Below are 12790 nucleotides of genomic sequence, written 5' to 3'. Positions count from 1 at the left end.
TTGTTATTAACTTTATACTAAAGATTAGTGCAGCAACCATACAGTTGCTGCATACGTATTCAGGTAAACTATTAAGGGGTATTTATAACTAATACCGTTGCACTCATTGCCGGTAAAGCCACTGTGTTACCTAGTAACTGTGTTTTGTTGGTGAATAGGTTAAGCGCTTTAGCATTTTTTGGTATTACTTCCTGCATATATTCAATGTTCTTGGTTAGCTCTTTTGTGTTTTTATTCATAAATACCAACACAGTTTGCTCGTCGCTAATACGCGCATAACTATACACACCTTGTTGAGGTGTAAAGTGCACTAACTTGCCTTTATCAAGCGCAGTGCTGTTTTTTCTAAAGTTAAGTAAGGTACTCATTGTTTTGTGCATGTTCTTTTGCTGCGAGGTAAGCCCTTTACCTGTAAATGCATTACTTGTTTGGCCTTTAAATCCACCCGGGAAATCTATTCTAATATCACCATGGTCTTTACTCGGGGTGTTATCTAATAGAACCTCCGTACCGTAATAAATTTGTGCAATACCGCGCGTAGTTAAAAATAGCGTCATGGCCATTTTAGTTTTTGCAGCATCTTGTCCAAGCTCGGTGTATACACGGCTCATATCGTGGTTATCAGCAAATACCATAATGTTATTGGTATCAGGGTATAAAAAGTCATTCGCCAACGACTCATATACTTTAACCCAGCCCGTATTCCAGCTTTCATCTTCATTTAGCGCTTGAATTACCGACTCTTGCAAAGAAAAGTCCATCACGCTTGGTAGGCTTGATGTATAGCCATCTTGGTTATTTTTACCACGTTGCCAGTAAGAGGCAATTGCAGGGTTTGAGGTCCACTCTTCTCCTACAATATTAAAGTCTGGGTATTCTTGCATTATGGCTTTTGTCCAATCACTCAAAAATGCTTTATCTGAGTAAGAGTAGGTATCAACGCGAATACCGCTTAAATCAGCGTACTCAATCCACCAAATAGCGTTTTGAATTAAATACTCGCTTAACAGTGGTTGGCGCTGATTTAAATCAGGCATGGTTTCTACAAACCAACCATCGTTAAACTGGCGTTTGTCGTACTCACTCGCGTGTGGGTCTTGTATAGTTTGGCGAGCATGGCTTGTAGCGTTTTTACCTTTTTTAAACTCACCATTAAAGTTAATCCAATCTTTGGTAGGTTTATCTTTAACCCATGTATGCTCTGAGCCAAAATGGTTTAATACCATATCCATTACAAGGCCTATGCCTTGCTCTTTTGCTTTTACCGAGAGCGTTTTATATAACTGATTTGAGCCCATACGTGGGTCAACTTTATAAAAGTCAGTAATTGCATAACCATGATAAGAGTAATCTGGCATATTGTTTTCAAGTACTGGCGTTAACCAAAGCTGTGTAACGCCTAAATCGTTTAAATACGGTAATGCGTTTATAACCCCTTGTATATCACCACCGTGGCGCCCACCTTTTATACTCGGGTTTGCCGCTTCTAACATGCTTGGGACGGTATCGTTTTGTTTATCACCATTAGCAAATCTATCTGGGTTAATCAAATAAAGCGTATCAGCTGATGTAAACCCTTGACGCTGAGCGCTGTTTTTCTCTCGCTCAAGAAGTGGAAACTCAAAGTTATTGCTCGTTTCGCTGCTATTAAATTTAAGCGTTCCTGCTTTAGCGGCATCGGTAACAGAAATATTCAAAAACACATAATTTGGGTTATCTGTGCGCGTTACTTTATTTAATTTAACACCATTATATTTAGCTAATATAATTTTCTCGTTTGCAATATTTTGCTCATGCACCATGATGTTAATCGTGTTTTTATTCATGCCTACCCACCAATTAGCAGGTTCAACGTCAAGTGCATAGCTAATAGTTGGTAGGCTGCACGCACTTGCAAGTAAAAGTGTCTTTAAAAATCGCATCATTAGGCCTTTTTAATTTTTGCTAAAAAATCTTTATGAGTAGGTAATTGTTCTACCGTTGAAGTAATAAGCGTTTTTAATGTAGAAAATAAATCGTTAAGTTGTTCACTGCTTAATGAGTCAACAATACTATTGTAATCATCAGGTATAAGGCCTTGGCCTATAAACACTTGCTGCCAAGCAACTTCTGCAAATAGTTCGTCGCTTTCACGTACTACTTTGCCTGTGTGTTTAAATAAATTGAGTTTATGAGCCAATGATTCGGGAATTTCCATTTGCTTACACTGGCGCCAAAAAGCCGAGTCTTCTCGCTCTGTTAGTTTGTAATGCAAAATAATAAAATCGCGTATGTGCTCTATTTCTGTCACGCTTTGCTTATTAAATTCTGCAATTAACGCATCGCTAATACCATTATGCGGAAACAGCTTTATTAAACGGGTTACGGCACTTTGTATTAAATGAATACTGGTTGACTCTAACGGCTCTAAAAAACCACTAGCAAGACCAACCGAAACCACATTCTTATGCCACTGCTTTAAGCGCCGCCCTGTTTTAAATTTTATAATGCGTGGCGCTGTAATGGGCTCAGCGGGTAAATTATTTAATAGTAACTGCGTTGCCGACTCATCAGATAAGTATCGGCTACAGTAAACAAGCCCATTACCCACACGGTTTTGCAGCGGAATTTGCCATTGCCAACCTGCGCTATGCGCAATTGAGCGAGTATAGGGTTTTAGCGAATCAGTACCTTGAGATTGCACAGCAACGGCGCTATCGCACGGTAAATAATGAGACCAGTCCACAAAGCCTGTATTTAGTGTTTGCTCTATTAACAAAGCGCGCAGACCGGTACAGTCTATAAATAAATCGCCGTTAATTTGCGTGCCATTATCAAGAGTTAGGCTTGTAATATTGCCTGAATGCGGACATTGTTCAACCTGCTCTATTTTGGCATCAATATGATCAACACCGCGTGACATTGCGAGCTTTTTTAAAAACTCAGCGTATAAATTAGCGTCAAAATGGTACGCATAACTTAAGCCAGGTAATTGCGTATTAGGTATAGTATTTAATGGTGCAAATTTAAGCTGTTTAGCGGCTTGGTAATTTAACGAAAAATCCCATAGGCTATCTTCAGAGCCGGTAATTTTTCCCTTTACCCAAAAATTGTAAAAATTGCAAAAAGGAAAGTCTTTTCCAAATGAACCAAAAGCATGCATGTAGCTATGAGAGGGGGTTTTCCAATTTTCGAACTCAATACCTAATTTAATAGATGCATTGGTGGCATTTATAAAATCTTGCTCGTTTATACCCAGTGCGTTATTAAGTTGAATAATTGGCGGAATTGTAGCTTCACCAACGCCTATAGTGCCTATTTTGCTTGATTCTATCAGCGTTATTTCAATTACTTTACCTAACACTTTATTAAGCAAAGCTGCAGCTATCCACCCCGCCGTACCACCGCCTGCAATTACCACGTGTTTTATTGGTTTCATATTATTGTCCACGTTTACACATTAAAGCTTTGTTAAGTTTGGTAAAATAGCTATAAAAAAGCCCTTGTAAAACAAATTACAAGGGCTCCTACACACAGCCTTTATTATAGCTTGTAGCTAAAGCCTAACAAGTAAGTGCGACCGTAATCTTGGTAGTCGCGAACTTGTAGGGCGTTATCACCAGAAAGCGATGTAAACGGCTCTTCGGTTAAGTTTTGAACCTGGAATTGAATTGATAAACCTTCAAGGCTTTCAATACCGGCCTCACTAAAGTCATAGCCTGCTTGAATATCCCAAATTGTTTCTCCCAGGATATCTACTTGCTCAGTATCAAAGCCTAACCCGTATACATCACCTTTAAAGGCACTACGTTTACGCATACTGGTACGCAGTTGAATACCATTCATTTCGTAGTAAACCGTTAAGCTTTGAATTTTGTCAGACAGACCTGGTAATTCGTACTCGTTGCCGTTTTGATCTTCAATATCAGATTCAATGCCGGTATGGCTTGCAATTAAACCAAAACCTTCAAGTGACGGGTGGAAAATTTTAAATGGCAATGCTAGAGATAGCTCGTAACCATATAGGTCGCCGCCACCGCCATTTACTTTACCACTACCTGTGCCTTCAGATGTAGCTGGGATTTCACCCGTTGAAGGGTCAGCAACGCCCGACATATCAATTTCGTATGTACCGTCAAAAATCCACTGGGTTAAGTCTTTATAGAAAAACGCAGCAGAGAAGTAACCTTCATCGCTAAAGTAGTTTTCGTACGTTAAATCGTAACCAGTTGCTTCTTTAGGCTCTAGGTTAGGGTTACCACCCGATACAGACCAAAAGTTTCCATTTTCATCAGGCGTCGTGTTGTATGATGCATCAATAGATGAGTTCATTTCGTCTAAACGTGCACGAGAAATTGTTTTAGCCGCACCAAAACGAACTGTTTGTTGCTCATCAATTGCAAGTGATAAGTTTAAGCTTGGTAATACGTGTGAGTAGTCGTGGCTAATATTAGTAGATGATGCCACCACAATACCATCTACAGTGCTAAATGCATTACCCTGAGATGATTGGTCGGTATGAACATAACGTACACCCACATTACCTGTAAGTGCCAAGCCGCCCACTTCTGCATTTATATTGGCTTGTGCAAACGCTGAAGTAATTTCTTCTTTTACTGTCCACGATTTTGTTAAGTGACTCGTATTCGTTAAGCTTTCATCTAATAAGCTGTAGTAACCGTCATTTACTAACCCATTAACATCGTAGGCAATCATGTCACCCATGCCAATAAAGCCTAAATCAACACTACCCATGCGGTATTGCTCTGGCACAGTTAGCATGCCAGGGTTTTCAAGCGAAAAGCCAGATAAAGTCATAAAGAAACCTTGCGAATCTTTTGTTTTTTCTCGTTCTTTATAAGACATCCCAAACTCAATTGAGCTGAAGTATTCGTTTTCTAGTACTTTAGATGCCGCAAGTTTTAACGTAGATAGCTCATCTTCAATAGTTGGAGCATTAATAAAGCCATCTTGTGCTTGGTTTTCATAATCAGTACCGGCTAAGCCATATTTATCGTTCAATGCAGAGCTTGCACCCCACGATAACGGACCGCCTAACTGCATTAAGCTGTAATCGCTGTAATCTAAATCGTGAATAAACGTAGCACCTGTATTACTACCATTAAAGGTGTAACCTAAGTTATCTGCAACACCACGAGCATCGCCACGCCCTGTTCCTGAGTAGCTCTCAAGGCTCCAAATTTTACGGTCTACTTGTGAGTAACTTGCGTCAAACTCTACAGACCACGAGTCATCAATATCGTATTTAGTGTTAAAGCCAAATGCGGTTAGCTCTGCTTCACGCTCTTCGTAGTCGTTACGAACAACCACACGTTGGCCATTTGTTACCGCACTGGTAATAAAACCACTGGCTTCATCTACCGATACACTTGCAGGATCAATTGAACCTTGTCCCCATGCGAATGGAATTTCGATACCACGTAAGATTTTCTCATCTGTAAAATCAACATATAACGCATCAAACGTCATGTTTAATTTATCTGTAGGAGCTGCTTCTAGCACGAGCATTGCTGAGTCACGTTTAAGCGTTGATGAGCGTACAAAGGGTTTTGCACCGCCTAATATAGAATATGTTTGACCATCATCAGCAGTAAATTCAGGGTAGCCCCAAGAGTTCCAACGTTTTTCTTGATTTGGTGAACTCATTGTATTTAAAGCAAAAGCGACACCAATAGTGTCATCAGCAAACTGATCTATGTATGAAATAGTACCGCGGTAACCATCATCATGGCCGTCTGGGTTTAGTTTATCAAAGCTTGTTTGCTCGTATTGTCCATTAACTTGAAATACACGCTCACCTTTACTTAAAGGTCGTACAGTTTGCATATTAATAACGCCGGCAATACCTTCCGCTTCGATACTTGCATTAGGTGTTTTATAAACGGTTACACCGCTCATAATTTCTGAAGGGTAAAGGTCAAACTCTACGCCGCGGTTATCACCAATAGACACTTGTTCGCGGCCATTAAATGTGGTGCCACTTTCGTTTTCACCAAAGCCACGAATTGATACTCTGCTTGCGCGACCATCTAGGCGCTGCGCCGTTAAACCTGGTAAACGCGCAATTGATTCAGCAATAGAAGAATCGGGTAACTTACCAATATCTTCCGCAGAAATTGATTCAACTACCTGTGTAGAAAAACGCTTAGTATTTATTGATTCAACTACACTACCGCGAAAACCCTTAACTTCGATAACCTCTACGTCATCTTTTTTTATTGTATTTTCTTGAGCAGCTTGTGTTGCAAAGTTAGATAAACCTGCAGCTGTTAATGCCAAAGTTAATATACTTGGTTTGAACATAGACATGATGTTTTTCCCGTTACCCATATTGTGATACCCGCTTATATGTTTAGGTGATAGCCAAACAGGCGAGCTGATTTTGTTGTCAGGATGAATATTAACGCCAGCTTTATTTTATTAACAACTTTATGCATACGTATTCAGCAGTTGCAGCGTGACTTTACATTAGCATAAGCCTCACCCTAAAAAATAAGCTCTTGATTTTATTGAAAATAAAATCAGTGAAAATAGAGGTGCGAACATTCCGCGTTAAATCTGTTTCTTTAATAATCAATATTTCATCTAATGCAATGTAAACAAAGTGAAACTAATTAGTACCGCTATGCTAAATAAGAGATATTGAGTATAAACCAAAAATTAAATTGGTCAGACCATTAAAAGTGGAACTCGTAATATATTTCCCTTACAGGACAAAACGTTAGATTCAATGTAAGTTAGAAACTAAGTAAGTGACACAATTGGTAAACAATTAATAAATAAATAGAACACCTATAAACGTACTATAAGTGCTTATTTTTAATAATTTAATTTTGTTAATTTCAGTGCATACGTATGCAGACTTTTTACAGTGTTCAAGGCTTCACGTATGCTTTTTGAAAGTAGCGTGATTTATCCAATCACAATAAAAATAATCTAATACTGTGTGGAATGACGGAGAAAAGCATGACCCAAAAGCAGTGGTATAAAGGTGCGGTTATTTATCAAGTTTATCCGCGTAGCTTTCAAGATAGCAACAACGATGGCATTGGTGATTTAAGAGGGATTATTAGTCGTATTGATTACATTAAAAGCTTAGGCGTTGATGCTATTTGGATTTCTCCTTTTTTCAAATCGCCAATGAAAGACTTTGGCTATGATATTAGCGACTATCGCGACATTGACCCGCTTTTTGGTGACCTAAATGATTTTGATGAGCTAATAAGCCAAGCCCACACTCGTAATATTAAAATAATTATTGATCAGGTGTTAAGCCATACATCAGATCAACACCAATGGTTTACTGATAGCCGTGAAAATCAAAATAACAGTAAAGCCGACTGGTATGTTTGGGCTGACGCAAAAGATGATGGGACAGCCCCAAACAACTGGCTTTCTATTTTTGGTGGTGGTGCTTGGCAGTGGGAGCCTCGTCGCGGGCAATACTACCTGCATAACTTTTTAACCGAACAACCGGATCTTAACTTTCATAACCCAGATGTTCGAAAAGCTGTGCTTGATAATGTTGAGTTTTGGCTTAAAAAAGGCGTTGATGGTTTTAGGCTTGATGCAATTAATTTTTGCTATCACGACGCGCAATTGCGTGATAATCCGGCTAAACCAAAAGATAAGCGCCAGGGGCGTGGTTTTAGTGAAGATAATCCCTATGCATTTCAGTACCATTATTACAATAATACTCAGCCTGAAAATATTGAGTTTATGCAAGATATTCGCACATTACTTAATAAATACCCAGGTACTGTATCACTTGGAGAAATATCGTCAGAAGATTCATTAGCGACAATGGCGCAGTACACCCAAGGTGGTGACAAACTGCACATGGGTTATAGCTTTGAGCTCTTAACAAATGATTATTCAAGTGAATATATTAGAACTACGGTTCAAACTTTAGAACAACGTATGACTGAAGGCTGGCCATGCTGGGCATTTAGCAACCATGACGTAGAACGTGTAGCAAGTCGGTGGAGCGAAAGCGGCGAAGTAAACCCTCAACAATGTAAAATGCTAACCGCCCTATTAGCTTCTCTTCGTGGCAGCGTGTGCATGTATCAAGGTGAAGAGCTAGGTCTGGGTGAAGCAAGTGTGGCCTATGAAGATTTACAAGACCCATACGGCATTACGTTTTGGCCTAATTTTAAAGGGCGTGATGGCTGTAGAACACCAATGCCTTGGGATCTGGCTGATTCATCTCATGCAGGTTTTAGTGAAGTAAAACCTTGGCTACCCGTTGATAATGCACATAAACAACAATCAGTAGCTATACAAACAAAGGATAATGACTCAATTTTAAACGCTTATCGTGAGTTCATGGCGTGGCGAAAAGGCCAAACAGTCTTACTTGAGGGTGATATTGAATTTATAGAAACGCCAGAGCCTGTACTTGCTTTTTATAGAACGCTTGAATCGCAAAAAGTGCTTTGTATGTTTAATCTAAGCTCTAAACAAACAAGTATAGATATGCCGACATCAATTGTTAAAGAATATAATGAGCTTAGCCACCACAAAGCAAAATTAAGCCAAGACATACTAACGTTTGAGCCTTACGCTTGCTTTTATGCTCAGTGTTAATGACTCAAAAGTTGCGTTTAAATTTTACTAAGCGCGTTACACACGAAAAAGCCCAAGCTACTCACTTGGGTTTTTTGTATTTAACGCATACTAGTGACTTTTAGTTTCAACATTTAGACATTCAGTTAAAGCAAATAAGACGGCTGATATTACAAACTTAAATATCCTCATAGGAGAAATATACAATGGCGCTTATCCATTTCATTTTTGAACCTAATAAATCAATTTTCCCTAACACGAACTCAGGTTATTAATATAAAGCGTAGAATCAAGTTTTCTTAGCTACTAAATATATTACTCCAGCTAATAATGCTGTACTTACTAAAGTTAAAAAACCGACAAGTAAATTACTCATCCTCACGATAAAAAAATTTCGTTATCTTTTCTTTCAATTTCGATTAAAAATCAGCATACCAACAGAGTTGTTCTGAATTGGGCACTACTGATTTATACCTAACCTTAAACTGGATAAATCAGTCATCACACCATTTATTAGGAATAAACGAATGAAAAAAGCATTGCTAGCATTAATCGTAGCACCACTATTTGCAGTATCTGCGACTTATGCGGTTGCAGACGATACGCCAACAGCTTCAGCCGAAATGATAAAAGAATACACAGAAATGTGTGTTAACTGGGCTAAAGATGATGACGTAAGCAATGAAGAACTAAATGCATACGTATTAAAATGCGTAAATGATGAGCTTGAATCTGAAGGCTATAAAAAAGTATCTTCTATTAAGATTTAATTATACCAATTACATTAAATTAGTGATCTATTAAAGCTACAAGAAAATAGCTCAATAGCTAAGCGAAAAAGCATGACATATATTTGTTCTCGGCAGCTGCTCCCTGCAATGCCTACTTTCTGCATCTACGCAGTCATATATGAATAGTTTTTAACGCAGTAACTGAGTTATTTAATACGCTAAAGTGACCATGTTTTAATCAAATTGGTAACTCACTCTGGTGAATGTACTGCGAATAACGCCGTTGCGAAAGCATTCAACTAGGCACAAAAAAACCGGAATAGACACAAGCTGTGCGTTCCGGTTTTTATGTTTTTTTAGATATACAAAAGCTATGAAAAAGCTATGAATAAGCAATAACGTGCTTATTCATCTTCTTTTTTAGCTTTCGCTTTAGGTTTAGCTGGTGCTTTTTTTGCAGCTGCTTTCTTTTTAGGCGCTGCTTTTTTCTTCGCTTCTTCTGTCCATTTACCTGCTTCATAGTGAGCAGTCCAGCCGGTAGCTTTACCGTCAACTTCACTCATAACATACTGAGATTTATTTTTACGGCTATAGCGTACAACAGCAAGATTACCATCAGGATCTTTAGCAGGTGCATCGGCTAAATAATAAAACTTAGGCGAAATACGGTCTCTAAAGCGTTTTAATTCTTCAACTTTAGGTGCACGTGTTTCACGTGACTTAGGAAAAGTATTTGCGGCTAAAAATATACCCGCAGCGCCATCACGCAGCACAAAATACGCATCTGACTTCTCACATTCTAATTCAGTAATGTGAACAGGATCTTCTTTTGGCGGAGCAGCCTCACCATTTTTAAGTAACTTACGTGTGTTCTTACACTCATCATTATTACAGCCAAAGTACTTACCAAAGCGACCCGATTTAAGCTCCATGTCAGAACCACATTTATCACATTCAATAATTGGCCCGTCGTAGCCTTTAATTTTAAAGGTACCTTCTTCAACTATATGTCCTTTACATGCCGGGTTATTACCGCACACATGTAGTTTACGGTTTTCGTCAATTAGGTATGAGTCCATTGCAGTTTCACAAATAGGACAACGCTTCATCTGCATTAATTTTTCGGTTTCTACATCTTCGACATCAGCAGCAACAGCTTCATCACCCGATACCAAGTTCATTGTTGTAGTACAACGCTCTTTTGGCGGGAGGCTGTAACCAGTACACCCTAAGAAAACACCAGTTGATGCCGTGCGTATACCCATTTTACGGCCACATGTAGGACAATCAATATCGGTTTCAACCATTTCATTAAGACGCATGCCACCATTCTCAGGCTCATCTTTAGCGACAGTTAATTGAGTTGAAAAATCAGCATAAAACTTGTCTAGAACTTGCGTCCATACGCGTTCGCCTTCAGCGATGTCATCTAAACGACCTTCCATTTTAGCTGTAAAATCAAAGTTCATTAAATCAGTGAAGTTTTCAACTAGTCGATCGGTAACTATTTCACCCATTTTTTCAGCAAAGAAACGACGGTTTTCTACGCGTACATAACCACGATCTTGTATTGTTGAAATGATTGATGCATACGTAGATGGTCGACCAATACCACGCTTTTCAAGCTCTTTTACTAGACTTGCTTCACTAAAGCGCGCTGGCGGCTTAGTAAAGTGTTGCTTAGGATCAAGCTCAATTAAAGTAAGGACTTCGCCTTCTTTAATAGCTGGTAATGATTGGTCTTCTTCATTCTTTTTGCGTACCGCCGGCTGTACTTTTGTCCAACCATCAAAGCGTAGCACACGGCCTTTCGCTTTAAGTTGGAAATCGTTAGCTTCAACAGTAAGTGTTGTTAAGTTGTATTCAGCAGGCACCATTTGGCACGCTACAAATTGGCGCCAAATTAGCTCGTACAGTTTTTTAGCATCGGCGTCTACACCTTCAACATGGCCAGATAATACGGTAACACTTGAAGGGCGAATTGCCTCATGCGCTTCTTGTGCATTACCTTTTGAGCTATAACTAATTGAGTCCTTTGGTAAGTATTTGGCTCCAAACTCGTTCGTTACATACTCACGACACATTTCAACCGCATCTTTAGATAGATTAGTTGAGTCAGTACGCATATACGTGATGTAACCACCTTCGTATAAACGCTGTGCAAGCATCATGGTCTTTTTAACACCATAACCTAAACGGGTACTTGCAGCCTGTTGCATGGTTGAAGTAATGAAAGGAGCACTTGGGCGGCTCTTACTTGGTTTTTCCTCAACACTTATTACTTTATATTCGGCATTCTCAAGGCTTTTAACTGCTGCTGTAGCCTGGGCTTCATTTACAGGCTTAAATGGCTTGCCTGCTTGTTTGGCTACTTCTAAACGTAACTGTGACTCAGCGTTTTTAACATCAGCATGAATATCCCAAAACTCTTCTGGAATAAATGCCTTAATTTCACGTTCACGCTCAACTAATAAGCGTACCGCAACAGACTGAACTCGTCCTGCAGATAGACCTCGTGCAACTTTTGCCCACAACAAAGGTGACACCATAAAGCCAACAACACGGTCTAAAAAGCGTCGTGTTTGCTGAGCATAAACCATATCAGTATTAAGCTCACCTGGTGTTTCGAAGGCTTGTTGTATTGCGTTTTTGGTAATTTCATTAAAAACTACACGCTTATATTTCTCAGGATCTCCACCAATGATTTCTTGAAGGTGCCAAGCAATTGCCTCCCCTTCTCTATCTAAATCCGTTGCGAGATATATTTGGTCTGCATTTTCGGCCAGCTTTTGTAGCTCCTGAACAACTTTTTCTTTACCTGGCAGAATTTCATAATGCGGCTCCCAACCTTGCTCTGGGTCAATACCCATACGCGCGACTAGGTTGGTATAATCTCGTTGCTTTTTATACGCTGCTTTCTCTTCAGGTTCCATTTTACGAACTTCTGCTGGCGTTTTAGTTGCCGGCACTTTAGCTTTGCTCGAACCTGAAGTAGGTAAATCTCGTACATGTCCAATACTAGACTTTACGATAAAATCATTACCTAAATATTTATTAATTGTTTTAGCCTTAGCAGGTGACTCTACAATTACTAGCGATTTGCCCATAGTTGCCTATTTCTAACCAAATATTTAAAATGTGTTTGCCGACGTAAACGGCGCGAATATTTATAGGTATATCTACAAACACTAATTGTTACAAGCTTTTAATACAAACTTTTCAGTATTTACTGAATAAACGAACAACTTTTGTTGCTAAATTAAACAAACAAGCGTTTTTAGGATAATTCACGGAAATATATAGAAGACCGAGCACAATTCCAACCTTTGAGTAGTAATTTTACTCAACAAAGAGCTCTTTTGGTAAACTATCAAGATTACGGCAATAAAAGCACCTCATTAAATCCTTGTATAAAAGTGTGCATATAAATGGGTCAATAAAGAATTTTTAGTACTCTTACTTCTCATTACTTTTAGTAAATTACTAACCCT

The 12790-nt window shown here is 39.0% G+C and carries 6 protein-coding genes; 2 read left to right on the top strand and 4 right to left on the bottom strand.

What is annotated here, in order from left to right; translation table 11 throughout:
• Window positions 1-71: 71 nt before the first annotated feature.
• From V6260_RS01245 to V6260_RS01235, 3 genes are all read right to left on the bottom strand, one after another.
• On the bottom strand, window positions 72-1925 hold the full coding sequence (locus V6260_RS01245; protein ID WP_341592179.1) for a glycoside hydrolase family 13 protein: 1854 nt from the start codon (window positions 1923-1925) through the stop codon (window positions 72-74).
• Window positions 1925-3418: a tryptophan halogenase family protein gene (locus tag V6260_RS01240; protein WP_341592177.1), complete on the bottom strand. Its 1494-nt coding sequence runs from the start codon at window positions 3416-3418 to the stop codon at window positions 1925-1927. The genes V6260_RS01245 and V6260_RS01240 overlap by 1 nt, the downstream gene beginning before the upstream one ends.
• 104 nt (window positions 3419-3522) lie before the next feature.
• Window positions 3523-6309 (bottom strand): TonB-dependent receptor, encoded by a 2787-nt coding sequence (locus V6260_RS01235; protein ID WP_341592176.1) that lies wholly within the window; start codon window positions 6307-6309, stop codon window positions 3523-3525.
• A 657-nt stretch (window positions 6310-6966) separates the two neighbouring features.
• Between V6260_RS01235 and V6260_RS01230 the strand changes: the two genes are divergently transcribed.
• Together V6260_RS01230 and V6260_RS01225 are read left to right on the top strand one after the other, a co-directional pair.
• Window positions 6967-8589, top strand: a complete 1623-nt coding sequence (locus tag V6260_RS01230) for an alpha-glucosidase family protein (RefSeq protein ID WP_341592174.1) — start codon at window positions 6967-6969, stop codon at window positions 8587-8589.
• Between the two features lie 506 nt (window positions 8590-9095).
• Window positions 9096-9338, top strand: a complete 243-nt coding sequence (locus V6260_RS01225; RefSeq protein WP_341592172.1) for a hypothetical protein — start codon at window positions 9096-9098, stop codon at window positions 9336-9338.
• A gap of 365 nt (window positions 9339-9703) precedes the next feature.
• Here the strand turns inward: V6260_RS01225 and topA are convergent, their stop codons facing one another.
• Entirely contained in the window at window positions 9704-12406 is a 2703-nt protein-coding gene (topA, locus tag V6260_RS01220; protein ID WP_341592171.1) for a type I DNA topoisomerase, read from the bottom strand.
• Window positions 12407-12790 lie beyond the last annotated feature (384 nt).

This window comes from Pseudoalteromonas aliena, assembly GCF_038155085.1.
In the GTDB taxonomy this organism is placed as follows: Bacteria; Pseudomonadota; Gammaproteobacteria; order Enterobacterales; family Alteromonadaceae; genus Pseudoalteromonas; species Pseudoalteromonas aliena_A.
This window is presented reverse-complemented; position numbering and strand designations above follow the sequence as displayed.

What these genes read in the sequence shown, in the direction of transcription:
- V6260_RS01235 (WP_341592176.1), bottom strand. Translation starts at nt 6,309, where the DNA reads ATGTCTATGTTCAAACCAAGTATATTAACTTTGGCATTAACAGCTGCA.
- V6260_RS01230 (WP_341592174.1), top strand. Translation starts at nt 6,967, where the DNA reads ATGACCCAAAAGCAGTGGTATAAAGGTGCGGTTATTTATCAAGTTTAT.
- V6260_RS01240 (WP_341592177.1), bottom strand. Translation starts at nt 3,418, where the DNA reads ATGAAACCAATAAAACACGTGGTAATTGCAGGCGGTGGTACGGCGGGG.
- V6260_RS01245 (WP_341592179.1), bottom strand. Translation starts at nt 1,925, where the DNA reads ATGATGCGATTTTTAAAGACACTTTTACTTGCAAGTGCGTGCAGCCTA.
- V6260_RS01225 (WP_341592172.1), top strand. Translation starts at nt 9,096, where the DNA reads ATGAAAAAAGCATTGCTAGCATTAATCGTAGCACCACTATTTGCAGTA.
- topA (WP_341592171.1), bottom strand. Translation starts at nt 12,406, where the DNA reads ATGGGCAAATCGCTAGTAATTGTAGAGTCACCTGCTAAGGCTAAAACA.